Here is a 23,258-nt window from a genome sequence, read left to right as displayed (position 1 = left end):
TCACGGTCTTCGCGGTGGTCACAGCAGTGCCTCCGGTATGTCGAGGTGTCGCGAGCGCAGCCACTCGCCGACCGCCTTGGCCTGTGGGTCGAAACGCGCCTGGGCGGCGACGCCCTCGCCGAGGAGGCCCTCGACGGTGAAGTTGAGGGCGCGCAGGTGGGGCAGGACGGTCCGGGTGACGCACAGGTCCGCCACCTCGGGCAGCAGTTGGCGAAAGCGAGGCACGGTCAGCTCGTGGGCGAGCCACCGCCAGGCATCGTCGGTGCGCACCCACACGCCCACGTTGGCGTCGCCTCCCTTGTCACCGCTGCGGGCTCCCGCGACCAGGCCGAGCGGGGCGCGCCGGACGGGCCGCGCGGCGGCGAGGGGCCGCGGCAGGCCGGGCTCCGGTACGGGGGCGAGGGGCCGGGTGCGTACCGGGGCGGGGATGCGCCGGACGTCCCCGGCGGGCAGCACCGCCGTGTGCGGCACGTCCGCCGCGGCCACGTGGCGGGCCTCGAAGACCCCGTACGGTGCGCCCTTTCCCGGCGGTGCGGTCACGTGGAAGCCCGGGTAACTGCCGAGGGCGAGCTCCACCGCGGCGCCGCTGACCGCACGGCCCACGGTCGCGGCGTCCGGGTCGCGGACCACCAGGCGCAGCAGCGCGCTCGCGCACTCCTGGGTGGCCGCGTCCTCGCGGTCGGTACGGGCCAGGGTCCAGCGCACCTCGGCGGGGCGCCGCTTGGCCGCGTCGAGCGCGTCCTCGACCTGCTCGCGCACCAGGTCGGCCTTCTCGTCGACGTCGAGCCCGGTGAGCACGAAGACGACCTCGTTGCGCCAGCCGCCGATGCGGGTGAGGCCCGCCTTGAGGGTGGGCGGCGGCTCCTCGCCCCCTACGCCGGTGACGCACACCCGGTCGGGGCCTTCCTGCGCCAGCCGTACGGAGTCGAGGCGGGCGGTGACGTCGGGGCCCGCGTAGCGCGCGCCGCCCGTCTCGTAGAGGAGTTGGGCGGTGACGGTGCCGGTGTCGACGACGCCGCCCGTGCCGGGGTGCTTGGTGATGACGGACGAACCGTCGGCGTGGATCTCCGCGACGGGAAAGCCGGGGCGGCGCACGTCGTGGGCGCCGAAGAAGGAGTAGTTGCCGCCGGTGGCCTGGGTTCCGCACTCCAGGACGTGGCCGGCGACGACGGCACCCGCAAGTTCGTCGTACGCCTCGGGGCCCCAGCCGAACCAGTGCGCGGCGGGCCCGGTGACCAGCGCGGCGTCGGTGACCCGGCCGGTGACGACGACGTCCGCACCGGCGTCGAGGCAGGCGGTGATGCCGGCGCCGCCGAGATAGGCGTTGGCGGTCAGCACCCCTTCGCCCCAGCGGCCGTCCGCGATCAGGTCGTCCCCCTGTACATGGGCGACCTTGACCGGCACCCCCAGCCGTTGCGCCAACTCCCTTACCGCGGTGGCGAGTCCGGCGGGGTTGAGGCCGCCGGCGTTGGTGACGATCCGCACGCCGCGGTCGTGGGCGAGCCCGAGGCCCTCCTCCAGCTGTCGCAGGAAGGTCTTGGCGTAACCCGTGGCGGGGTCCTTCAGGCGGTCGCGGCCGAGGATCAGCATGGTGAGTTCGGCGAGGTAGTCCCCGGTCAGGACGTCGAGCTCGCCGCCGGTGAGCATCTCGCGGAGGGCGTCGAACCGGTCGCCGTAGAAACCGGAGGCATTGCCGATGCGCAGGACGGCGGGGCGGGCGGTCACCGGCCGCCACCCTCGGGCGCGTCTCCTCCCGAGTCGCCGCCCTCACCCGCCGGACCGCCACCCCTCGGCCTGCGGCCCTCCCCCGCCGGGCCCGCGAAGGCCTGTGCGATGTCCAGCCAGCGGTCGGCATCCTCGCCCTCCGCGCGCAGGGCGAGGTCGTCGCGGTGGGCGCGCTGGGTGGCGAGCAGACAGAAGTCCAGCGCGGGGCCGGTGACGCGCTGCGCCGCCCCCTCGGGCCCGTACGCCCAGAGCTCCCCGCCCGGCCCGGTCAGCTCGACCCGGAACTCCTGCGCGGGCGCGGGCAGCCCCCGGACGAAGAACGCGTAGTCGCGGGCCCGCACCCCGATCCTGGCCACCTGCCGGAGCCGCCCGGTCGGCTCCCGCCGCACCTCCAGGGCGTCGGCGACGTCCTGGCCGTGCGCCCAGGTCTCCATGAGGCGGGCGGTGGCCATCGAGGCCACGCTCATCGGCGGCCCGTACCAGGGGTAGCGGGTACCGGCGGGCGCGGTGCTCAGCACCTGCCACAACCGGTCGCGCCCGGCCCGCCAGCCGGCCAGCAGATCGGCCGGCGGGAGCACGGCGCCCTCCTCGGCCCCGGCGTCGACGAAGCCCTGCGGGTCGGCGTCCGCCTTGGCCACCTCGGCCCGGAATCCCTCCGGGTCGGTCGCCGCCAGCAGGGCCGCGGCGTCGGTCCAGGCGAGATGGGCGATCTGATGGGCGAGGGTCCAGCCCGGGGCCGGGGTGGCCAGACGCCACCGGGCGTCCGCCAACCCCGCGACAAGATTGTCGAGTTCGGCGCTCTCCTCGCGCAAGTCATGCAGTACGGCGTCGAGTTCGGACACGTTTCGCTCCCGTCGGGGCGTGGCTGCGTGTCCGGAGCATGGCAGCCCCGGAGGAAACAAGCAAGCATGCTTGAATCACTCCGGGGCTGCGCGGAAGTGGCGGCGGGGGCGCGCCGGCCGGTCAGTCGACCGCCGGCACCGGGGCCCTGCGCCGGGACTGGCTGCGTACCGCGCCCACACTCGCGCCGATGACCAGCGCGATCGCCAGCGCGTCGACCAGGGACAGCGCCTGGTGCAGGATGAGGAACCCGGCGCCTGCCGCGATCGCGGGCTCCAGGCTCATCAGGACGGCGAAGGTCGGCGCGGGCATCTTGCGCAGGGCGACGAGTTCGAGGGTGTACGGCAGTACGGAGGACATCAGCGCGACGGCGGCGCCCAGGCCGAGCGTCACCGGGTCGAGCAGTTTCGTACCGGCTTCGAGCACGCCGAGCGGCAGGCTCAGCAGGGCCGCGACCGCCATCGCGAGGGCGAGGCCGTCGGCCTGCGGGAAGCGGCGGCCGGTCTTCGCACTGAAGACGATGTACGCGGCCCAGCACGCGCCGGCCGAGAGCGCGAAGGCTGCGCCGACCAGGTCGAGACCGCCGAACCCGGCCGCACCGAGCAGCCCCACCCCGGCGAGGGCGAGGCCCGCCCACAGCACGCTGACCCACTGGCGGGAGGCGAACACGGACAGCGCGAGCGGTCCGAGCACCTCCAGGGTGACGGCCGCACCCAGCGGGATGCGGTCGCTGGCCTGGTAGAAGAGCGTGTTCATGCCGCCCATGGCGACGCCGAAGACGAGGACGGTGCCCCAGTCCCGGCCGGTGTAGCCGCGGACGCTGGGCCGGCACACCAGCAGCATCACGACGGCGGCGACCGCGAGCCTGAGGGTGACCACACCGAGGGCGCCGGTCCTGGGCATGATCAGGACGGCGAGGGCGGAGCCGAACTGGACCGAGAGCCCGCCGGCGACGACGAGAGCCACAGGAGCCAGGCTGCTGCCACGGCGGGACTCGGCCGCACCCCCGGCCACCGCACCGGCTGCGACGGCCGCCTCGGCGTCCATGAGGGGGCTGGGGGCGGGGGCGGGCACGCCGTGGGGCTCGACCTCGTTCACTGTGGTGCACCTCGTGTTCAATGGGATGTACTCCCATGATGGCACGGCAGAGGCCGGGCATGCCTCGTGCCGGTCCGCCGGTCCGCCGGTCCGGTTCGCCCCGCCGCCCCCGGGCCCGCCCCGGTCCGGTCCGCTCGGTCCGGTCAGGTCCGCACGCTCCGGTCAGGTCCGCACGCTCCGGTCAGGTCCGCACGGTACGTCCGCCCACCCTGGCCCGGTCCACCCCGGCCCCCCGACCCGGTCCGTCCGTCCCGGTCGCGCCCCCTCGCTCACACCTCCGACGTGCCGAAGAGTCCCTCCGCCAGTACCTCCGCCAGGTGGCGGGCCCGCGCGCCCTCGCCCAGTTGCTCGATCTGCGTGCGGCAGGAGTACCCGTCGGCCAGCAGCTCGCCGCCCGCCGCGAGCCCCCGTACCGCCGGCAGCAGCTGTTCCTCGGCGCACGCCTTCGACACCTCGTAGTGGCCCGCCTCGAAGCCGAAGTTGCCCGCCAGACCGCAGCAGCCGCCGGCCAGTGCGCCCGTCAGCCCGGCCTGCTCCCGCAGCCGGCGCTCCGCGTCGTCGCCCAGCACGGCGTGCTGATGGCAGTGGGTCTGGCCCGCGACGGGACGGTTCAGCACGGGAGGGCGCCAGTGAGGGGCGTACCGCTCCAGCGCCTGCGCGAAGGTCAGGACCCGGTCGGCGAGCCCGGCCGCGCGCGGGTCGTCCCCGAGCAGTTCCGGCAGGTCGCTCCTGAGGGCCGCGGCGCAGCTCGGTTCCAGGACCACCAGGGGGGTGTCGGGCGCCACCGCCGCCAGTGTGCGGCGCATGACCGCGCGGGCCCGGTCCAGCTGACCGGTGGAGACATAGGTGAGCCCGCAGCACAGGCCCGCCCGGGGCAGCCGCACCCGCAGGCCCGCCGCCTCCAGGACCCGCACCGCCGCGACACCCACCGAAGGGGAGAGGTGGTTGGTGAAGGTGTCGGGCCACAGCGTGACGACCGGCGCCGACGCCGGCGCGGGTGTCCGGGCCCGCCCGCGGGCCCAGCGGCGGAAGGTCCGCGGGGCGAGCCGCGGGATCGCCCGCTCCGGGGCGAGCCCGGCCGCCCGACCGGCGAGCGCGGCCAACGGGGCGAGTGCCGCGGCGGAGTTGACGAGGCCCGCCGCCGGTGACGCCAGCCGCAGCCACTCGGGCAGCCGCCCCAGCGCGTAGTGCGACGCGGGGCGCACCCGGCCCGCGTAGTGGTGGTGCAGGAACTCCGCCTTGTAGGTGGCCATATCGACGCCCACCGGGCAGTCACTGCGGCAGCCCTTGCAGGACAGGCACAGGTCGAGGGCGTCCTTGACCTCGTCGGAGCGCCACCCGCCCTCGACGACCTCCCCCGCGAGCATCTCGTGCAGCAGCCGCGCACGCCCGCGGGTGGAGTGCTGTTCGTCGCCGGTGGCCCGGAAGGAGGGGCACATCACGCCCGCGCCGCCGCCCGGCGCCGTTTCCGTACGGCACTTGGCGACGCCCACGCAGCGCCGCACGGCGGCCGAGAAGTCGCCGCCGTCGTGGGGGTAGCCGAAGGCCACGTCGCGGACGGGGCCGGCCGGCAGGACGGCGAAGCGCAGGTTCTCGTCCAGTCGGGCGGGGCGGGCCAGGATGCCGGGGTTCATGCCGCCCGCCGGGTCCCACGCGTCCTTGAACCCCTCGAAGAGGCGCACGAGTTCGGGCCCGTACATCCGGGGCAGGAGCTCGGCGCGCGCCTGGCCGTCACCGTGCTCGCCGGAGAGCGAGCCGCCGTGCGCCACGACGAGGCCCGCGAGTTCCTCGGAGAAGCGGCGGAAGCGGGCCACGCCCTCGCCGCGCAGCAGGTCGAAGTCGATGCGGACGTGGATGCAGCCGTCCCCGAAGTGCCCGTACGGCGTGCCGCGCAGCCCGTGGTCCTTCAGCAGGCCGCGGAAGTCGCGCAGGTACGCGCCGAGCCTGGCGGGCGGCACGGCGCAGTCCTCCCAGCCGGGCCATGCCTCGCTGCCGTCGGGCATCCGGGTCGCGGTGCCGCTCGCGTCCTCGCGGATGCGCCACAGGGCCCGCTGCCCCGCCGCGTCGGTCACCACCCGCCCGTCCGACGCGTCCGCGCCCCGGACGATCTCCTCGGCGCGCGCACGGGCCTGCGGGCCGCTCCCGCCGCCCGTCTCGACGAACAGCCAGGCCGCCCCGCGCGGCAGCAGCGCCCTTTCCCGCTCCGGTACGAGGTCGGCGGCCATGCCCTCGACGGTCAGCGGCCCGTACGGCAGGACGCCGGGCGCGGCCTCGGCCGCCGCGCTCTCGTCGGCGTAGCCCAGGACTGCGAGTGCCCGCGCGCAGGGCGCCTCGACCAGGGTGACGGTGGCCCCGGTCACCACACCGAGGGTGCCTTCGCTGCCGCAGAAGGCGCGGGCGAGGTCGACGCCGTTCTCCGGGAGGAGCGCGTCCAGGGCGTACCCGGAGATGCGGCGCGGGAGTTCGGGGAAGCCCGTCCGCAGGAGGGCGAGGTTCCGCTCGACGAGGGTGCGCAGTTCCGCGCGCAGCCGCTCCGGCAGCACGCTCGCGCCGCCGCGCGCCAGTCGCAGCCGCTCGCCCGCGTACGTCAGGACGTCCAGTTCCCGCACCTGGTCCGCCGTCGTGCCCCAGGCGACCGAGTGCGAGCCGCAGGAGTTGTTACCGATCATGCCGCCGAGCGTGCAGCGGCTGTGCGTGGACGGGTCGGGTCCGAAGGTCAGTCCGTGCGGCGCGGCGGCGGCCCGCAGGTCGTCGAGCACGACGCCGGGCCCGACCACCGCGGTACGGGCCCCAGGGTCGAGCGCGACGATCGTGCGCAGGTGCCGCGTGGTGTCCAGGACGACACCGGTGCCGGTGGCCTGGCCCGCGATGGACGTGCCGCCGCCGCGCGGCACCACCGGCACCCCGTGCGCCCGGCAGACCGCGAGGGCCGCGGCGATGTCGTCGGCGTCGCGCGGGGCCACGACGCCCAGCGGGACCCGCCGGTAGTTGGAGGCGTCCATCGTCATGAGGGCCCGCGCTGCGGCGTCGAAGGACACCTCCCCGCGCACGGCCGCCCTCAGGTCCGCTGCCAACTCGGTCGTCTCACGCCGTTGTTCAGCCATGGATGAAGCATGCCCGGTGACACGAAACGGGCAGAACAAGTCGACTTGTCCTTCACATGCGTAAGAAAAACGAACAGGAGCTTTCCAAACGGATCATCAACTCTTTTATAGTGAGCACTCTTTCAGGAGGCCTCACTTCCATGTCCTTGCGCCGAGCATCCGCACTGGCACTGTCGATCTCGGCGGCCGTCTCCGCTCTGCTCCTCCTCGCGGCGGTGCTCGCCGCCCCCGGGCAGGTGCGGACCCCGCTCGCCTGGTGCGGCGGGGCGGCGGCGGCGCTGCTGACCGCCGCGGTCACCGCGGCCGTACACGCCGGGGTGAGGGCACGCGCGCTGCGCACGGAACTCGGCGACCGCCGCCGCGACGCCGAGCAGTTCGCCCGGGAGACCGTGCCCGCCCTGGTGGGCAGGTTGCGCTCCGGCGACTCGGCCGCCACCGCGCTGGCCGCGACGAAGCGCGAGCGGGGCGACCGGGACGACGAGCACGCGGTGTCGCTGCTCACCGTGCTCGCCACCGAGGTGGGCCGCGGCGAGTCGGCGCGCGCGGCGGCGATGTCGGCGTGCGCGAACGCGGCGGGCCGCATGCAGGCCCTCGCCACGAGCATGCTGGCCGACCTGCGCGAGATGGAGCACCGGCACTCCGACGAGGACGTCCTGGGCGACCTGCTGCACCTGGACCACCGCACCGCCCAGGCCGGCCGCCTCGCGGACAGCATCGCCATCCTCACGGGTGCGCGTTCCGGTCGCAGATGGGCAAAGCCGATCGTGATGGAGTCGGTCCTGCGCGGCGCGATGGGCCGTATCAACGGCTACCAGCGCGTCCGGCTGCACTCCACCAGCGAGGTGGCCGTCGCGGGCCACGCGGCGGAGGGAGTCATGCACGCCCTCGCCGAACTCCTCGACAACGCGGCGAACTTCTCGCCGCCGACGGCCGAGGTGCACGTGTACGTGGAGGAGGTCCCGGCGGGCGTCATCATCACCGTCGAGGACAGCGGGCTCGTCATGAGCGACGTGCAGCTGCGCCGGGCGGAACGTGCGGTGAGCGCGGACACGCCGCTGGACCTGACGGGCCTCTCCGGCACCCGGCTCGGCCTGGCGGTCGTCGGCTGCCTCGCCCGCAAGCACCAGCTGAAGGTGTCCTTCCGGCCGTCGGCACGCGGTGGCACGGGCGCGCTGATGCTGCTGCCGCAGGAAGTGCTGACCCGACCGCAACAGGCGGCGCCTGCCGTCGTACGTGCGACGGAGCCGACCGTCGTACGTGCGACGGAGCCTGCCGTCGTACGGGACGACCTGGTCGAGCACGCAGCGCGTTCCGCGCCTCCCGCGCCTCCCGCGCCTCCCGCGCCTCCCGCGCCGGACAGCGGGTCCGCGCCGGGCAGCCCGGCCGCACCGGAAAGCGACACCGCGTCGGACAGCGGGTCCGCAACCGACAGTGGGTCCGCACCGGAAAGCGACGCCGCGTCAGACAGCGGGTCCGCACCCGACAGCGGGTCCGCACCGGACAGCGACGCCGCTCCCGACCACGTGCGCGCGCAGCCGCAGCCACAGCCGCAGCCGGTGGCCCCGCGCCGGCCGGTGGTGGACGGGCCGGGTTCGTCCTCCGAGACCACCGGCAGCACCCCCCGGTTCGGCGAGAGCGGCCTGCCCAGGCGCCGCCGCGGCCGGACCCTCGCCGCGGCCCACCCGTCGGGCCCCGACGCACCGTCGAAGCCGGCCGGGACCAGGTCCGCCGCCAAGCGCGCCACGACGGACCGCTTCGCCACGTTCCGCAGCGCCGTCCAGGGCCAGGACAGGACCCGGGCCCTCGGTCAGGGCCCGCACACCGAGGGCCCAGCGGCCGGCACCGACGGCCCGGCCGGCACCGACTCCACCCCTGAGACCACAGCGACAGCGACCCCGCACCCGGAAGGCAACGAGAACCGATGACCGCCACCACCGACGAGAAGCTCAACTGGCTGCTGGAGAGTCTGCTGGAGCGCACCCCAGGCGCGCGGCACGCCCTCGTCCTGTCCCGGGACGGCCTCAAGCTCTGCCGCACACCGGAGCTCTCCGTCGACCAGGCCGACCAGCTGGCCGCCATCGCCGCGGGCATCCAGAGCCTCACGCACGGAGCGTCCATCGAGTTCGGTGACGGCAGCGGCGGGGTCCGGCAGGCGATGGCCGAGTTCTACGGCGGCATCCTGTTCATCGTCGAGGCGGGCGCGGGCGCACACCTCGCGGTCATCGCCGGCGAGGACTCCGACGTCGGCCTCATCGGCCACAACATGAACGAACTCATCGAGCAGCTCGGCGAACACCTCAGCGCGGAGCCCCGGTTGGACAGAGCCAGTGGCGCCACCGGCGGCCCCGTCCACCGCGTCACCGCGGACGGCAGCACCGGCAAGGACGCCGACAGCACCCCGTCCGCATGAGCACGCCGGCCAGAGGGCCCCGCCCCGGCCGCGACGACTCCCCCGATCGGCTCTACACCGTCACCGGGGGCCGCAGCAGGACGCACTCGGACGCGTTCGACCTGGTCACCCTGGTCGTCGCCGAGTGCGACCCGACGCCGGGCATGCAGTCCGAGCACGCGGCGATCCTGCGCATGTGCGACTACCCGATCGCCGTCGTGGAGATCGCCGCCGAACTCGCGCTGCCCGTCGGCATCACCCGCATCCTGCTGGCCGACCTGCTCGACACCGGCCGGATCAGCGCCCGCCATCCGCGCCGCGCACCCGAATCGGCCGAACTCCCCGAACCCGAACTCCTGGAGCAGGTGCTCGTTGGCCTCCGCAATCTCTGACCCGGCCCCCGTCCCCGCGGCGGTCGCACGTACCGCCCCCGAGGCAGGTACGGCCCCCGAGGCGCGTACGGACACCCCCCTGTCCCGCACCGCGGACAACGGCCTCAAGATCGTCGTGGTCGGCGGTTTCGGCGTCGGCAAGACCACCATGGTCCGCTCCGTCAGCGAGATCCGTCCCCTCAACACCGAGGAGACGATGACCCGGGCGGGCGAGGACGTCGACGACCTCGACGGCGTACGGACGAAGCACTCGACGACCGTCGCCTTCGACTTCGGCCGGATATCCATCGACCGCCGCACCGTCCTCTACCTGTTCGGCGCCCCCGGCCAGGAACGCTTCTGGTTCCTGTGGGACCGCCTCTTCTCCGGCACGCTCGGTGCGGTCGTCCTCGTCGACACCCGGCGCCTCGCCGACTCCTGGTACGCCATCGACCGCCTCGAACACCACGGCACGCCCTTCGTCGTGGCGCGCAACGACTTCGGCGGCCCCGACCACACGGACGCGCAGGTACGCGAAGCCCTGGACCTGCCGGACCACATCCCGATGATCACCTGCGACGCACGCAGCCGGCTGTCCAGCAAGCACGTACTGATCACGCTCGTCGAGCATCTGCACCAGCTGTCGACAACGGCCCGAGGGAGCACCCCCCAGTGACCACACCCCCGCCGGGCTGCCCCGCCCACGCCGGACCCGGAACGGAACCCGGAACCGGAACGGAACCCGGCACGGAACCCGGGCCGAGAACCGGACCCGGCGCCGTGGCAGGCGCAGTGCCCCTCTCCGGCCCGCGCTTCGAGGCCGACCCCGCCACGCTCTACCGGGAGCTGCGCCGCGAGCACGGCCCGGTGGTGCCGGTGACCCTGGCCGGCTCGATCCCCGCCTGGCTCGTCATCGGCTACCGCGAGCTGCATCAGATAACGGGCGACGCGGGCCTGTTCACCCGGGACTCCTCCCTCTGGAACCAGTGGGACAACATCCCCTCGAACTGGCCCCTGGCCCCGATGATCAGCCGCGACCAGCCCTCGGTCCTCTACACCGTGGGCGAGCGGCACCAGGCCCGCGCCGGCATGATCAGCGACGCGCTCGAAGGCGTCGACCCGTTCGAACTGCGCCGGTACGCCGAGCAGTTCGCCGACGGGCTGATCGACGCGTTCTGCACGTCGGGCGGGACCGACATCATCAGCCGGTACGCGATGCTGCTCCCGGTGCGCGTGATCGCCAAACTCTTCGGGGTCCCGGACGACCAGGGCCCCGAACTGGTCACCGCCATGGTCGACATGATCGACGGAGGTCCGCGCGCGCTCGCCGGCCAGCAGCACGTGCAGCGGACGGTCATGGCCCTGATCGAGGAGAAGTCGCGGTTCCCCGGTCCTGACGTGGCGTCCCTGATGCTCGGCAACACGCAGGGCTTCAGCGCGGTCGACGCAGCCCACGACCTGATGGTGATGGCCACGGCGGGCCATCAGCCCACCGCGGACTGGATCGGCAACACCCTGCGGCTGATGCTCACCGACGACCGCTTCACCGCCTCGCTCTCCGGCGGCCGGCACAGCGTCGCCGAGGCCATGAACGAGGTGCTCTGGGAGGACACCCCCAGCCAGAACATCGCGGGCCGCTGGGCCGCCCGCGACACCCGCCTGGGCGGCCGGGCCGTCGCTGCGGGCGACCTGCTGATCCTCGGCCTGGCCGCCGCCAACGCCGATCCCCAGGTGCGTACGGACGCGTCCGTGCTGACCGGCGGCAACAACGCGTTCTTCTCCTTCGGGCACGGCGAGCACCGCTGCCCGTTCCCCGCGCAGGAGATCGCCGAGGTCATCGCCCGTACCGCCGTCGAAGTGCTCCTCGACCGGCTGCCGGACATCGACCTCGCCGTGCCCGCGGGGGACCTCACCCGCAGACCGTCCGCCTGGCTGCGCGGAATGACCGCGCTGCCGGTGACCTTCACCCCGACCCCGGCCCTCGGGCCGGCCCCCGCCACCGGAGGACCCAGATGACCACCGCACCCGACGCGGCCACCCCGCCCGTACCGCCCGGCGCGGGCACGGCGCCCGTATCGCCCGACGCCGGCACGGCGCCCGTATCGCCCGACGCCGGCACGGCGCCCGTATCGCCCGACGCCGGCACGGCGCCCGCCGGTGCCGTTCCCGAGCAGCCCACCTGCCCCTTCACCGGAGCCGCAGGTGACGCCGGCGACGCCGCCGGGTCCGTACCGATCGTCCTCGACCCCCTCGTCCGCGACCTCGTCGGCGAAGGTGCCCGGCTGCGCGCCGCGGGCCCGCTGGTCCCCGTGGTGCTCCCCGGCGACGTCCAGGTCTACGCGGTGACGCACCACACCGAGGCCCGCCAACTCCTCACCGACCCCCGGCTGGTGAAGGACATCAACCACTGGAACGCCTGGCAGCGCGGCGAGATCGCCATGGACTGGCCGCTGATCGGGCTGGTCAACCCGGGCCGCTCGATGCTCAGCGTCGACGGCCCCGAGCACCGCAGGCTGCGGCTGCTGGTCGCGCAGGCACTGACCGTACGCCGGGTGGAGCGGCTGCGCGGCAGCATCGAGTCGCTCACGAACGCGCTGCTCGACGCCCTCGCGTCCCGTACCGCCACCGAGGTCGTCGACCTGAAGGCCGAGTTCGCGCAGCCGCTGCCGATGAAGGTCGTCACCGCGCTGATGGGCGTCGAGCAGGTGGACCGGCCGCGGCTGAAGGAGGTCTTCGACCGGTTCTTCTCCAGCGAGACCGAGCCGGGCGAGATGCCCCGGGTGCTGGCCGAGATCGACGAGATCTTCTCCGAGGTCGTCTCCGAGAAGCGCGCGCACCCGGGCGACGACCTGACCACCGCCCTCATCCAGGCGTCCGAGGGCGGCGACCACCTCACCGAGGAGGAGATCCTCAACACCATCAAGGTGATGATCGTCGCCGGTCACGAGACGACGATCAGCCTCCTCCTGCAGGCGGTCATCGGCCTGGAGACGCACCCCGAGCAGCGCGCGAAGGTCCTCGCGGGCGAGGTCCCGTGGGAGAACGTCGTCGAGGAGACCCTGCGCTGGTCGACCCCGACCTCGCACGTCCTGCTGCGGTACGCCACCGAGGACATCCCGGTCGGCGACCGGGTCCTGCCCAGGGGCGAGGGCCTGCTGGTCTCCTTCGGCGCCCTCGGCCGCGACGAACGGGTGCACGGGGAGACGGCGGAGGACTTCGACATCACCCGCACCGGCGTCAAGCACCTCTCGTTCGGCCACGGCCCGCACGTCTGCCCGGGTGCCGCGCTCTCCCGGCTGGAGGCCGCTGTCGCGCTGCCCGCGCTGTACGCGCGCTTCCCCGACCTCACCCTCGCGGTGCCGGCCGCCGAGCTGCGCAACAAGGCGGTGCTCACCCAGAACGACCTCGTCGAGGTCCCCGTGCACCTGGGCAGGCCCGCCGCCCAGGTCTGACCTGCGCGGCTCCCGCAGCCGCTCGTTTCGTTCGAAAGCACCACAGGGGCCGGAGTGTCGGTCGTCTCATCCGCCGGACGGGTGTCCCCACCGTCCCCCGGGAGCGGCTACGCTCCGGCTCGTGGCTGAGATCCAGATTCCCGCTGACATCAAGCCCGCCGACGGCCGTTTCGGCGCGGGCCCCTCCAAGGTACGGACGGAGGCGCTCGACGCGCTTGCCGCCACCGGCACTTCACTCATGGGTACGTCCCACCGCCAGGCCCCGGTCAAGAACCTGGTCGGTGCGGTAAGGGACGGCGTGCGCAACCTCTTCTCCCTCCCCGAGGGCTACGAGGTGGTCCTGGGCAACGGCGGCTCCACCGCCTTCTGGGACGTCGCCACCCACGGGCTGATCGACAACAAGTCCCAGCACCTGACCTTCGGCGAGTTCTCGTCGAAGTTCGCGAAGGCGGCCAAGCTCGCCCCGTGGCTGGCCGACCCGACCGTCATCTCCTCGGACCCGGGTACGCACCCGGACCCGAAGGCCGAGGCGGGGGTGGACGTCTACGCGTACACCCACAACGAGACCTCCACCGGCGTCGCGGCCCCCGTCAAGCGGGTCGAGGGCGCCGACGAGGGCTCCCTGGTCCTGGTGGACGCCACCTCCGGCGCCGGCGGTCTGCCCGTCGACATCACCGAGACGGACGTCTACTACTTCGCCCCGCAGAAGTCCTTCGCGGCGGACGGCGGCCTGTGGATCGCCGTGTTCTCCCCGGCGGCCCTGGAGCGCGCGGCCCGCATCCACGGCTCGGGACGCCACGTCCCCGAGTTCTTCTCGCTTCCCACCGCGATCGACAACTCGCTCAAGAACCAGACGTACAACACCCCCGCCCTGTCCACGCTCTTCCTCCTGAACGAGCAGCTGACCTGGCTCAACAAGCAGGGCGGCCTGGACTGGGCGGTCCAGCGCACCGGAGCGTCGTCGAACGCGCTCTACTCGTGGGCCGAGACGTCGAAGCACGCGACCCCCTTCGTCACCGACCCGGCGAAGCGCTCGCAGGTCATCGGCACGATCGACTTCACGGACGACATCGACGCGGCAGCCGTCGCGAAGGTGCTGCGCGCCAACGGAATCGTCGACACGGAGCCGTACCGCAAGCTGGGCCGCAACCAGCTGCGCGTGGCGATGTTCCCGGCGGTCGACCCGGCGGACGTACAGGCGCTGACGGCCTGCATCGATTACGTGATCGAACAACTCTGACCTCACAGGTCAGCCCCCGACGGAGGGCCCCGGCACGCAATCGCGCGCCGGGGCCCTCCGCGTTCACCCGCCGGGGTGAACGGCCACGTACAGGAGACATCGGGGCGTCCCGGCCTACGATGATGCTCTCGACCCCAGCCCTCCAGGAGGCCCGCAGTGTCTGCCGCAGCAGTCGAGCCCCCCTGTGACGGTCAGCCGCCGAGCCTGCTCGACGAGGCGAACAGGCTCCTGGATCAGCTTCCCGGCTACCGCGTCGAGATCATCGGAGGCATTCTCACCGTGACCCCGCGCCCGGACTCCGCCCATGCCAATGCACTGACGGAACTCATGATCCCCTTTCTCGCAGCCGGACTGCACGGCGGGGAGTCAAAGGTGCTGCAAGGCGTCGGGGTGTGGCTGCCGACCGGAGCGGACGACTACGCCATCCCCGACCTCACGGTGACGGACTCCGACATCGGTGACCACGTCATCGAGAACAACTGCTACGACCCCGTCGCGTTCCGACTGGTCCTGGAGGTCACCTCCAGCAACTACAGCCAGGACCTGAGGGCGAAGGTTACCGCCTACGCCGACGCCGACATTCCCGCGTACGTCATTGTCAACCGCAAGCACGACCGGGTCCACGTCCTGACCGAGCCGGTGGGCAGCGACTACGCCAGCCATCAGGTGTACGCCCCCGGCCAGCAGGTGCCCCTCCCCGAGTCCATCGGCGCCAAGATCACACTCGACGTCGACGAAGTCCTCAACGCGGGCCGCCGCAAGGCCTAGCTCCCGAGCCGCCGCAAGGCCTAGCGCCGATGCGGCGGCCGACCGGGCAGACGCCGCGCCCCCCTACCGCCTCCGCCTGAACCCCAGCCAGGCCAGCACCAGCACCCCGCCGAGGCCCAGCGCCAGCACTCCCTTGCCCGACAGGCCGCCGTCGTCCGACGAGCCGGCCGTGCCCGGTGATGGGTCGGCGGTGTCGCTCCCGGCGCCCGGGGACGAGCCCGACGGGGATTCGCCGCCCGTGCCCTCCGCGGGCAACGCCGCCACCTCGCTCTGCTCCCCCTCCGCGCCGAACAGCATCGACCTGCCGTCCGCGCTGAAGGTCACCGACTCCGACTGCCCGCGGTAGCCGATGCCCAGGGACTTGCCCTCGCCCATCGCGGGCCACCCGTAGCTCTCCGCGCCCAGGTACGACCGCAGTACCAGCTGCTTGCCGTCCGGTGAGAAGGCGCCGTCCGTCACCCACGGGATGGTGTGGATCTTCCGGAAGGTGTTGGTCCGCCCCGCGACCAGCTCCGCGGGACCCTCGTAGAGGCCCGCTCCTTCCTCCTCCTTGCTGCCGATGTAGACGCGCCGTGTCTTCGGGTGCACCATCAGCGCCTCCGCGTTCCGCGCCCCGTCCGCGTACTTGACGTCGTACTGCACGGCGGACACGGTCATGTCCTTCAGCACCTTCGGCTCGGGGAACCGGTAGATCCACACGTGGTCCCAGGTGCCGCCGAGGTTGTCGCCGATGTCCCCCACGTACACATCGCCGTCGGGGCCCACCGAGACCGCCTCCATGTCGCGCGGCTTGCCCACCCCGCGCAGGGTGATCCGGGCGACCGTCTCGCCGTTCCGGCCGTCCACGGCGTACACGTAGGGGCCGTCCTGGTCGTTGTGCGTCCAGTACACGCCGGGGTGGGCGCGGCTCGCGGCCAACCCGCTCGACTCGGTGATCCTGGGGTCCTTGATGGTGAATCCGCCGTCGTCGGCGAGGGCCACCGACGGGCCGGTGAGAACCAGTCCCAGGGCCGCCACGGCTGCATACGTACGGGATGAGCGCATGGACCCAAGTGTTCAGCATCACGGTGCGGCCCCCGCAGCCCATCCCCGATGATGATCGAATGCGCAGCTTCCTCTTCGTCGGCGACTCCATGACCATCGGCTGTCCCGGCGACTTCACCTGGCGTTACCGCATGTGGCAGCACCTGGAGGCGCACGGCGGGCCGTACCGGATCGTCGGTCCGCGCACCGCTCTGTACGACCCGCGCACCGCCGCCGCCACCTCCCACGCGTACGCCGCCGACGACTTCCCGCCCGCCGCCCGCCGGCATCTGGCCGGCTGGGGCGAGGGCTGGCTGCACATGGCCCCCGCGATCCGCGAGACCGTCGCCACGACCGGCGCCGACACGCTGCTCGTCTCCCTCGGCCTGATCGACCTCGGCTTCTACACGAACGCCGCGCAGACCGCCGCCAACCTCGATCTCTTCCTCACCGAGGCCCGCGCCGCGAACCCCCGCGTCAGCGTCGCGATCCACCCCGTCATCCCCAACGTCCGCGCCGAGCGCGACGCCCCCTTCGCCGCCGAGTGCGCCCGGTTCAACGAGCTCCTCGCCAAGACGGCCGCCGACCGCGACGAGCCCCGCTCCCCGGTCCTGCTGGCCTCGGCCCACGCCACGTACGACATCCACGGCGACACGTACGACGGCACGCACCCGGGCCCCACCGGGGAACACAAACTAGCCGCCGCGTTCGCCGACGCGATGCACCAGGCCTGGGGCGTGGGTGCCGCATACTCCTCGCACCATGAATTCGCGTAAGCCGTCCCGCGCCTTCCGCCCGGCGCCCGCCCCGCCGGAGATCACGTACACCAACTGCCGCCGCTGCGGCACGGAGATAGCGGGCCTGGACGGCCGTTACGCCTGCGGCGTCTGCGGCTGGACGAACCACTACTCCGAGGGCTACCGCCCCCTGCCCACGGCCCGGGACGACCCGGACTGGACGGGACCCAACTGCCGCTGAGAAAGCGGTACTTGCGGAGCTTTCTGCGCGGGTCGGGCACGGGCTCAGTTCAGCACGGAGAAGGCCACGACCCCGAGCATCACCAGGAACACCACCCCGGTGACCCGGTACAACAGATATCCCTTGCCCGACGGCTCACTGGCGTCCACGTCCCTGACGAACGGACGACGAAGCGTCCGGTTCATCCGCCACACCAGTTGCGGCCGGATCACCTGCACCAGCCCCATCACCAGCATGATCGACAGGATCACCCAGAACATCGGCCCGGCACTGCCGTCCTTCGCCGCCACCACCACGTCTGCCACATACGCCACATCCGCCACGTCCACCACTGCCCGTCCCCCGTGCTCCGCCGTACCCGCCCGCCCATGCTTCCGTGCGAGCCGGATACCCCGTCCCGCCCCCGCCATGAGCAGGCCGGCGTCCACCACCTGACCTGCCGGGAAGCAGCCCGGTTGGGCGCTGCCGCCCCTCAGGTGTCAGGATTGCCCCCATGACGATCCAGACGTACTTCGACATCACCATCAACGACGAGCCCGCGGGCCGCATCACCTTCAACGTCTTCGACGACGTCGTCCCGAAGACGGCGGAGAACTTCCGCGCGCTCTGCACGGGCGAGCAGGGCTTCGGCTACGCCGGTTCCTCCTTCCACCGCGTCATCCCGGACTTCATGCTCCAGGGCGGCGACTTCACGCGCGGTGACGGCACCGGCGGCAAGAGCATCTACGGTGAGAAGTTCGCCGACGAGAACTTCCAGCTGAAGCACACCAAGCCGGGCCAGCTCTCGATGGCCAACGCGGGCCCGAACACCAACGGCTCGCAGTTCTTCATCACCACGATCGTCACCGGCTGGCTCGACAACAAGCACGTCGTGTTCGGTGAGGTCGCCGACGAGGAGAGCATGAAGCTCGTCAAGAAGATCGAGTCGCTCGGCTCGCAGAGCGGCCGCACCTCGGCGAAGATCACCATCGCCTCCTCCGGCCAGCTCTGAGCTCGTCGCAGGACCGTACGGTTCCGGAGCCCGGCGCGCACCTCGGTGCGCGCCGGGCTCCGGCGCGTCCGGTCGCCCCCCGTCAGGGGTGGTGGAAGGTGACCTCGGGATTGGCGGCCGTCGGGCCGTCCAGCAGCGGGCTGTGCCTGCCCCGCAGATGGCGGTCGAAGAAGGCCCCCACGTATCCGTTGGTGATCTCGCCCGAACGCTTGCCCGACAGGGGTGCCTTCGGGTCGACCAGACCCAGCGGCTCGCCCAGCACCGGCACGTCGTTGAACGAGAAGTGCCCGGACCCGGCGACCGTCAGCCACCGCTTCCACCCGTCCATCCGCTGCCACGCCTCCAGCCACTTCCCCTTGCCGAGCTCGGGGCGGTGGGAGGCGTCGGTCCCGAGCAGGAGGAACGGCCGGCCGTTCAGCCCGGCCCCCGGTGTCGCGTCCTGGAAACCGCCGTCGAGGTTCGCACCGGCCCTGATGCGCGGGTCGTCCGCCATGGCGACGGCGGCGCTGTTGCCGCCGATGGAGTGCCCGGCCATCCCGATCCGCCCCCGGTCGATCATCCCCCTGAACTCGCTCCTCGGGCCCAGGAGTTCGTCGATGAGGAACGAGACGTCGGCGGACCTCACCGCGGGGATCTGCTTCATCGCGGCATGGCCGCAGGCGGCGCAGGTGAGCGTACGGCCGCCGGGGAAGCTGGTCCCGTACGACTCGTAGGCGTGATCCACGACCGCGACGACGTACCCCCTGCTGGTGAGCTCCTCGGCGAGACCGGTGAGGGTCGCACGGTGCAGGGTGAACCCGGGCGAGAGCACGACGAGTGGGTACGCGCCCCCGGCGGCACGCGCGCCCGTCCGTGAGTTCGTCCTCGCCCCGCTCAGCAGCTCGGCCGGGACGTCGTCGGCATGCCCGATCCCTGCCACCAGCAGCCGTGCCTCCGCCCTGTCCAGGTACGCCGAGGGACTGCCCGCGCCGCCCCTTCGCGCCGGGTAGAACATCGACACCATCAGCTCCCGGGGCGCGGCGACGGGCGCCCAGGGATCGGCCCTGGAACTGTCGACGAGATGCAGCTCCTTCCGCCCTACGCCGAACCTGCCGGTGGGCGCCGGAAGCCGCAACTGCGTGCTGACGGCGACCGGCCCGTAACTCGTGGCGCCCGGCCCGGTACTGGCAACAGACCCGCCGTAGACCGCGGCACCCGGCCCGTCGACGGCAACAGACCCGCCGTAGGCCGCGGCACCCGGCCCGGTGGCCGCGGAGGCGGTCGGGGCGGCGAGGGCAAGGGCGATCAAGGCGGCGGCTGAGGCGACGAGGCACCGGCCCCCACCCCCGGCCCGGCCCCCGCTTCGGTTCCCGCCTCGGTTCTCGCTTCGATTTCGGTTCATGCCGCGAACGTACGGATCACCGCCCCGCGCCACCCCTGCCGAAAGTCATGCCCCGCCCCCTACCTTCCTTCGGGTCGTTCGAGGGAATCCCCGTGCTCCACGAGCCGGTTCGCGAAGGTGGAGAGGGTGTACGTGCCGATGCCGAGCACCACTTCGAGCGCGTTGCGCCTGGTGTAGCCGGCGGCGCAGAACGCCTCCAGCTGTGCGGTGCTCACGTTCCCGGCCGTGTCCATCACCGCGTGCGTGAAGGCCCGTACCGCCTCCCACCTCTCCTCCTCCAGCGGGAGCCCGCTCGACAGCGCCTCAGCGGGCCCCCTTGCATCGAGCGGGCTCGAAGGCGTTGGGTTGGTCGGTATGAAGTACACACAGCTCGGACGCACCGGACTCAAGGTCAGCCGTCTCGTCCTCGGCACGATGAACTTCGGGCCGCAGACCGACGAGGCCGACAGCCACACGATCATGGACGCCGCGCTCGGCGCAGGCGTCAACTTCTTCGACACCGCGAACGCCTACGGCTGGGGCGCCAACAAGGGCCGTACTGAAGAGATCATCGGCTCCTGGTTCGCCAAGGGTGACGGCCGCCGCGACAAGGTCGTCCTCGGCACGAAGGTCTACGCCAACATGTCGCCGGACGGCCAGGAGCCGTGGCCGAACCACGACAAGCTGTCCGCCGTGAACATCCGGCGCTCGGTCGACGCCAGCCTGAAGCGGCTGGGCACCGACCACATCGACGTGTACCAGTTCCACCACGTCGACCGGTCGACCCCCTTCGAGGAGATCTGGCAGGCGGTGGACGTGCTCGTGCAGCAGGGCAAGATCCTCTACGCCGGGTCGTCCAACTTCGCCGGCTGGCACATCGCCCGCGCCAACGAGACCGCGCACAGGCTCGGCTCGTACGGGCTGGTCAGCGAGCAGTGCCTGTACAACCTCGCCGAGCGGCGCGCCGAGATGGAGGTCATCCCCGCGGCGCAGGAGTACGGGCTCGGGGTCATCCCGTGGTCACCGCTGCACGGCGGCCTGCTCGGCGGCGCACTGCGCAAGGAGCGCGAGGGCGGCGGCGGACGCACGGCCTCGGGGCGCGCCGCGGACGTCCTGGCCAAGCCGGAGGTACGGGCGCAGGTGCAGCGTTACGAGGACCTGCTCGACAAGCACGGCGTCCAGCCGGGCGAGGCGGCGCTGGCGTGGCTGCTGACTCGGCCCGGCGTCACCGGACCGATCGTCGGCCCGCGCACCGCCGACCAGCTCGACTCCGCGCTGCGCGCCGTCGAGCTGGAGCTGTCGGCGGAGCTCCTGACGGGCCTGGACGAGATCTTCCCGGGACCGGGGCCCTCACCGGAGGCGTTCGCCTGGTGAGGGAGCGGGGTGGGGCGTCGGCCGGTCCGGCGAGGGTGGGGCGCTAGTTGCCCGCGAGGGATGCCACCGCGATGACGACGAACATCAGGACGAGGACACCGGCCATGACCTGGTTACGGATTTTCGGATTCACCCCACGAGCGTAACCGGCTCCCGCGGCCGTGCCGCCGCCTGCCCCCGCCCGGCCGTGCTTCCCGGGCGGGGGCGGACGGGCCGGGCCGCCGCCCCACCGTGCGCCCTGTGCGGTGGCGCCGGCCGCGTGGCCGCGGCATGACGCGGCGATGCCCCGCCGGAGTGTTCTCCGGCGGGGCATCGTCACAGGGGTCCGGGCGGGGGCGGGTGTCTCACGCCACCGCCACCAGCTCCTTGTGCCGTGCGGCACGCGCGCTGGGCACCAGGCGCAGGTGCTGGTGCCCGCGCCGCAGGTCCACCTTCGGGCGCAGCCCGCCGACCTTGCAGAGCAGCACGCCCACGCCCGCCGCGGCCAGCGCCGAGATGACGCCGCCGGCCGCGAAGCCGATCCGCGCGCCGTACGTGTCCGTGATCCAGCCGAGCAGCGGGGCTCCCAGCGGGGTACCGCCGGTGAAGACCATCATGAACAGGGCCATGACCCGGCCCCGCATCGCGGGGTCGGTCGCCATCTGGACGCTGGAGTTCGCCGTGACGTTGACCGTCAGGCCGAACATCCCGATCGGCACCATCATCACCGCGAACAGCCAGAACGACGGAGCGAACGCGGTGACCGCCTCCAGGACGCCGAACAGCAGCGCGGCCCCGACCAGCAGCCGCAGCCGCGAGGTGCCGCGCCTGGCCGCCAGCAGGGCGCCCGCCAGGGAGCCCGCCGCCATCAGCGTGTTGAGCAGGCCGTACGTTCCGGCGCCCTCGTGGAAGACGTCGTCGGTGAACGCGGAGAGCCAGATCGGGAAGTTGAACCCGAACGTGCCGATGAAGCCGACCAGCACGATCGGCCAGATCAGCTCGGGGCGGCCCGCGACGTAGCGCAGTCCCTCCCGCAGCTGTCCCTTGCCGCGCGGGGAGCGCTCCACCTTGTGGAGCTCCGAGGTGCGCATCATCAGCAGGCCGACGATGGGGGCGAGGAAGGAGAGACCGTTGAGAAGGAAGGCGACGCCGCTGCCCACGGCGGTGATCAGGACACCGGCGACCGCGGGGCCGACCAGCCGGGCCGACTGGAAGTTCGCGGAGTTCAGGCTGACCGCGTTGCGGATGTCGGCGGGGCCGACCATCTCGGCGACGAAGGTCTGCCGGGCCGGGTTGTCGACGACGGTCACGAGTCCGCCGACGAAGGCCGTCGCGTACACGTGCCAGACCTCGACGTGGCCGGTCAGGGTCAGGGCTGCCAGCGCGAGCCCGGTGAGGCCCATCGCGGACTGGGTGACCAGCAGCAGCGGACGCTTGGGCAGCCGGTCGGCGAGTACGCCGCCGTACAGCCCGAAGAGCAGCATCGGCAGGAACTGCAGGGCGATCGTCACACCGACGGCGGAAGCCGATCCGGTGAGCGACAGCACGAGCCAGTCCTGGGCTATTCGCTGCATCCAGGTGCCGGTGTTGGAAACTACCTGCCCGCTTGCGAAGAGCCGGTAGTTCCGGTTCCTGAGCGAGCTGAACATGGACTGCTTGGGGGTGGTCGGTGCGGGGGCGGAGTCTGCTCCGGATCCCGTACTCAAAGTGGGTTCGCCTCCTTGGCGGCGCGCGGGGTTGTGAACGGCGTGGCCCACCCTGGGCAGTTCTTACAGGTGGGCGAGTTTTTCCAGGACGGGGGCGGCAGCGCGCAGCTTCGCCCATTCGTCCTCGTCCAGACCGTCGGCCAGGCGGGACAGCCAGACGTTCCGCTTGCGGCGGCTCTCTTCGAGCATCGCCTCTGCGGTCTCGGTCTGTCTGACCACCTTCTGCCGGCGGTCCTCGGGGTGCGGCTCCAGCCTGACCAGGCCCTTGGCTTCGAGCAGTGCCACGATGCGGGTCATCGACGGCGGCTGCACGTGCTCCTTGCGGGCCAGCTCGCCGGGGGTGGCGGAGCCGCAGCGGGCGAGGGTGGCGAGCACCGACATCTCGGTCGGACTCAGCGACTCGTCGACCCGCTGGTGCTTCAGGCGGCGGCCGAGGAGCATCACTGCGGAACGGAGCGCGTTCACGGCGGCGGCGTTGTCGCCGTGGGACAGGTCAGGCATGTTTGTTAGCGTAACTCATTACCCAAGCTAAAGACCACCCCTGCCACAGGGGTACGGGTCTTGGTGGCAGAAGTCACCCGTACGAGTGAGAACGAGCCGAAAAGTGACCCACGCCGCCGGGCCCCGGGCCGACCCTGGGGCGGTGACCCCACCAGCGACGGAATCCCCGGTGCTCAGCCTGCGCATAGACGGTGACCTCCTCGACCGCCTCCGGGACCATGCCGCGAAACGCGGAATGAGCGTCCAGGACTACGTGGTCCGGACGCTCATTCGCGACGACTTCGACGAGCGCTTCAAATCGGCGGTCGACGAGACGGAGAGGTTCTACGGCGCCGCCTGAGTGCGGGCCCGCGCAGCGG

23 protein-coding genes are annotated in these 23,258 nt (G+C 72.6%); 13 read left to right on the top strand and 10 right to left on the bottom strand.

All coding sequences use genetic code 11. The features are described from left to right. Window positions 1-18: 18 nt before the first annotated feature. The 4 genes from ACIQM4_RS14195 to ACIQM4_RS14180 form a co-directional block, all read right to left on the bottom strand. Entirely contained in the window at window positions 19-1,725 is a 1,707-nt protein-coding gene (locus ACIQM4_RS14195) for an acyclic terpene utilization AtuA family protein (RefSeq protein ID WP_401590738.1), read from the bottom strand. Continuing rightward, the gene (locus ACIQM4_RS14190; RefSeq protein ID WP_401590736.1) at window positions 1,722-2,567 is read right to left on the bottom strand and encodes a TIGR03084 family metal-binding protein; all 846 of its coding nucleotides are present in this window, start codon (window positions 2,565-2,567) and stop codon (window positions 1,722-1,724) included. Before ACIQM4_RS14190 ends, ACIQM4_RS14195 begins: the two co-directional genes overlap by 4 nt. Window positions 2,568-2,688: 121 nt before the next feature. Beyond that, window positions 2,689-3,612, bottom strand: a complete 924-nt coding sequence (locus ACIQM4_RS14185; protein ID WP_401591408.1) for an EamA family transporter — start codon at window positions 3,610-3,612, stop codon at window positions 2,689-2,691. A gap of 320 nt (window positions 3,613-3,932) precedes the next feature. Then, entirely contained in the window at window positions 3,933-6,767 is a 2,835-nt protein-coding gene (locus tag ACIQM4_RS14180; RefSeq protein WP_401590733.1) for an FAD-binding and (Fe-S)-binding domain-containing protein, read from the bottom strand. A 140-nt stretch (window positions 6,768-6,907) separates the two neighbouring features. On the opposite strand from ACIQM4_RS14180, the gene ACIQM4_RS14175 reads away from it, so the two are divergent. The 8 genes from ACIQM4_RS14175 (at window position 6,908) to ACIQM4_RS14140 (ending at window position 14,987) form a co-directional block, all read left to right on the top strand. Beyond that, complete coding sequence (locus ACIQM4_RS14175; protein WP_401590731.1) at window positions 6,908-8,692, top strand: ATP-binding protein; 1,785 nt, start codon at window positions 6,908-6,910, stop codon at window positions 8,690-8,692. Beyond that, window positions 8,689-9,177 (top strand): roadblock/LC7 domain-containing protein, encoded by a 489-nt coding sequence (locus ACIQM4_RS14170; protein ID WP_401590728.1) that lies wholly within the window; start codon window positions 8,689-8,691, stop codon window positions 9,175-9,177. The genes ACIQM4_RS14175 and ACIQM4_RS14170 overlap by 4 nt, the downstream gene beginning before the upstream one ends. After that, complete coding sequence (locus ACIQM4_RS14165) at window positions 9,174-9,548, top strand: DUF742 domain-containing protein (protein ID WP_401590725.1); 375 nt, start codon at window positions 9,174-9,176, stop codon at window positions 9,546-9,548. Before ACIQM4_RS14170 ends, ACIQM4_RS14165 begins: the two co-directional genes overlap by 4 nt. Continuing rightward, window positions 9,529-10,203: a GTP-binding protein gene (locus tag ACIQM4_RS14160; RefSeq protein WP_401590722.1), complete on the top strand. Its 675-nt coding sequence runs from the start codon at window positions 9,529-9,531 to the stop codon at window positions 10,201-10,203. The genes ACIQM4_RS14165 and ACIQM4_RS14160 overlap by 20 nt, the downstream gene beginning before the upstream one ends. Window positions 10,204-10,307: 104 nt before the next feature. Beyond that, window positions 10,308-11,543, top strand: a complete 1,236-nt coding sequence (locus ACIQM4_RS14155) for a cytochrome P450 (protein ID WP_401590719.1) — start codon at window positions 10,308-10,310, stop codon at window positions 11,541-11,543. Beyond that, entirely contained in the window at window positions 11,540-12,979 is a 1,440-nt protein-coding gene (locus ACIQM4_RS14150; protein ID WP_401590717.1) for a cytochrome P450, read from the top strand. Before ACIQM4_RS14155 ends, ACIQM4_RS14150 begins: the two co-directional genes overlap by 4 nt. A 121-nt stretch (window positions 12,980-13,100) precedes the next feature. Continuing rightward, window positions 13,101-14,219 carry a phosphoserine transaminase gene (gene serC / locus ACIQM4_RS14145; protein ID WP_401590714.1) on the top strand — a complete coding sequence of 373 codons (1,119 nt, stop codon included), beginning with the start codon at window positions 13,101-13,103 and terminating at the stop codon, window positions 14,217-14,219. A gap of 156 nt (window positions 14,220-14,375) precedes the next feature. Then, the gene (locus ACIQM4_RS14140) at window positions 14,376-14,987 is read left to right on the top strand and encodes a Uma2 family endonuclease (protein ID WP_401590712.1); all 612 of its coding nucleotides are present in this window, start codon (window positions 14,376-14,378) and stop codon (window positions 14,985-14,987) included. Between the two features lie 63 nt (window positions 14,988-15,050). Here the strand turns inward: ACIQM4_RS14140 and ACIQM4_RS14135 are convergent, their stop codons facing one another. After that, entirely contained in the window at window positions 15,051-16,031 is a 981-nt protein-coding gene (locus ACIQM4_RS14135; protein ID WP_401590709.1) for a WD40 repeat domain-containing protein, read from the bottom strand. Window positions 16,032-16,090: 59 nt separating this feature from the next. On the opposite strand from ACIQM4_RS14135, the gene ACIQM4_RS14130 reads away from it, so the two are divergent. Both ACIQM4_RS14130 and ACIQM4_RS14125 read left to right on the top strand, forming a co-directional pair. Beyond that, window positions 16,091-16,786, top strand: coding sequence for a GDSL-type esterase/lipase family protein (locus tag ACIQM4_RS14130; protein ID WP_401590707.1), 696 nt, complete (start codon window positions 16,091-16,093; stop codon window positions 16,784-16,786). After that, window positions 16,773-16,988, top strand: coding sequence for a hypothetical protein (locus ACIQM4_RS14125; RefSeq protein ID WP_401590705.1), 216 nt, complete (start codon window positions 16,773-16,775; stop codon window positions 16,986-16,988). Before ACIQM4_RS14130 ends, ACIQM4_RS14125 begins: the two co-directional genes overlap by 14 nt. Window positions 16,989-17,032: 44 nt before the next feature. Here the strand turns inward: ACIQM4_RS14125 and ACIQM4_RS14120 are convergent, their stop codons facing one another. After that, on the bottom strand, window positions 17,033-17,320 hold the full coding sequence (locus ACIQM4_RS14120; RefSeq protein WP_401590702.1) for a DUF6199 family natural product biosynthesis protein: 288 nt from the start codon (window positions 17,318-17,320) through the stop codon (window positions 17,033-17,035). 161 nt (window positions 17,321-17,481) lie between these two features. Between ACIQM4_RS14120 and ACIQM4_RS14115 the strand changes: the two genes are divergently transcribed. Continuing rightward, on the top strand, window positions 17,482-17,979 hold the full coding sequence (locus ACIQM4_RS14115) for a peptidylprolyl isomerase (protein ID WP_401590699.1): 498 nt from the start codon (window positions 17,482-17,484) through the stop codon (window positions 17,977-17,979). Between the two features lie 82 nt (window positions 17,980-18,061). Here the strand turns inward: ACIQM4_RS14115 and ACIQM4_RS14110 are convergent, their stop codons facing one another. Together ACIQM4_RS14110 and ACIQM4_RS14105 are read right to left on the bottom strand one after the other, a co-directional pair. Then, window positions 18,062-19,267, bottom strand: a complete 1,206-nt coding sequence (locus ACIQM4_RS14110) for an alpha/beta hydrolase family protein (RefSeq protein ID WP_401590697.1) — start codon at window positions 19,265-19,267, stop codon at window positions 18,062-18,064. 152 nt (window positions 19,268-19,419) lie between these two features. Then, window positions 19,420-19,575 (bottom strand): hypothetical protein, encoded by a 156-nt coding sequence (locus ACIQM4_RS14105; protein WP_401590695.1) that lies wholly within the window; start codon window positions 19,573-19,575, stop codon window positions 19,420-19,422. A gap of 139 nt (window positions 19,576-19,714) precedes the next feature. On the opposite strand from ACIQM4_RS14105, the gene ACIQM4_RS14100 reads away from it, so the two are divergent. Further along, window positions 19,715-20,713 (top strand): aldo/keto reductase, encoded by a 999-nt coding sequence (locus tag ACIQM4_RS14100; protein WP_401591406.1) that lies wholly within the window; start codon window positions 19,715-19,717, stop codon window positions 20,711-20,713. A 344-nt stretch (window positions 20,714-21,057) separates the two neighbouring features. Here the strand turns inward: ACIQM4_RS14100 and ACIQM4_RS14095 are convergent, their stop codons facing one another. After that, complete coding sequence (locus ACIQM4_RS14095) at window positions 21,058-22,398, bottom strand: MFS transporter (RefSeq protein ID WP_401590692.1); 1,341 nt, start codon at window positions 22,396-22,398, stop codon at window positions 21,058-21,060. Window positions 22,399-22,461: 63 nt separating this feature from the next. Continuing rightward, the gene (locus ACIQM4_RS14090; RefSeq protein WP_401590689.1) at window positions 22,462-22,899 is read right to left on the bottom strand and encodes a MarR family winged helix-turn-helix transcriptional regulator; all 438 of its coding nucleotides are present in this window, start codon (window positions 22,897-22,899) and stop codon (window positions 22,462-22,464) included. A 142-nt stretch (window positions 22,900-23,041) separates the two neighbouring features. Between ACIQM4_RS14090 and ACIQM4_RS14085 the strand changes: the two genes are divergently transcribed. Then, on the top strand, window positions 23,042-23,239 hold the full coding sequence (locus ACIQM4_RS14085) for a ribbon-helix-helix protein, CopG family (protein WP_401590686.1): 198 nt from the start codon (window positions 23,042-23,044) through the stop codon (window positions 23,237-23,239). The last annotated feature ends 19 nt before the right edge of the window (window positions 23,240-23,258 follow it).

The sequence above is a fragment of the Streptomyces sp. NPDC091272 genome, from assembly GCF_044757485.1.
Lineage (GTDB): Bacteria > Actinomycetota > Actinomycetes > Streptomycetales > Streptomycetaceae > Streptomyces.
Note: the sequence above shows the minus strand (reverse complement) of the source record. Positions and strands in the feature narration are given on the sequence as shown.

Coding starts and splice junctions, on each gene's coding strand:
- ACIQM4_RS14185 (WP_401591408.1), bottom strand. CDS start 3,612: ATGGACGCCGAGGCGGCCGTCGCAGCCGGTGCGGTGGCCGGGGGTGCG.
- ACIQM4_RS14180 (WP_401590733.1), bottom strand. CDS start 6,767: ATGGCTGAACAACGGCGTGAGACGACCGAGTTGGCAGCGGACCTGAGG.
- ACIQM4_RS14175 (WP_401590731.1), top strand. CDS start 6,908: ATGTCCTTGCGCCGAGCATCCGCACTGGCACTGTCGATCTCGGCGGCC.
- ACIQM4_RS14170 (WP_401590728.1), top strand. CDS start 8,689: ATGACCGCCACCACCGACGAGAAGCTCAACTGGCTGCTGGAGAGTCTG.
- ACIQM4_RS14165 (WP_401590725.1), top strand. CDS start 9,174: ATGAGCACGCCGGCCAGAGGGCCCCGCCCCGGCCGCGACGACTCCCCC.
- ACIQM4_RS14150 (WP_401590717.1), top strand. CDS start 11,540: ATGACCACCGCACCCGACGCGGCCACCCCGCCCGTACCGCCCGGCGCG.
- ACIQM4_RS14135 (WP_401590709.1), bottom strand. CDS start 16,031: ATGCGCTCATCCCGTACGTATGCAGCCGTGGCGGCCCTGGGACTGGTT.
- ACIQM4_RS14130 (WP_401590707.1), top strand. CDS start 16,091: ATGCGCAGCTTCCTCTTCGTCGGCGACTCCATGACCATCGGCTGTCCC.
- ACIQM4_RS14125 (WP_401590705.1), top strand. CDS start 16,773: ATGAATTCGCGTAAGCCGTCCCGCGCCTTCCGCCCGGCGCCCGCCCCG.
- ACIQM4_RS14115 (WP_401590699.1), top strand. CDS start 17,482: ATGACGATCCAGACGTACTTCGACATCACCATCAACGACGAGCCCGCG.
- ACIQM4_RS14100 (WP_401591406.1), top strand. CDS start 19,715: ATGAAGTACACACAGCTCGGACGCACCGGACTCAAGGTCAGCCGTCTC.
- ACIQM4_RS14090 (WP_401590689.1), bottom strand. CDS start 22,899: ATGCCTGACCTGTCCCACGGCGACAACGCCGCCGCCGTGAACGCGCTC.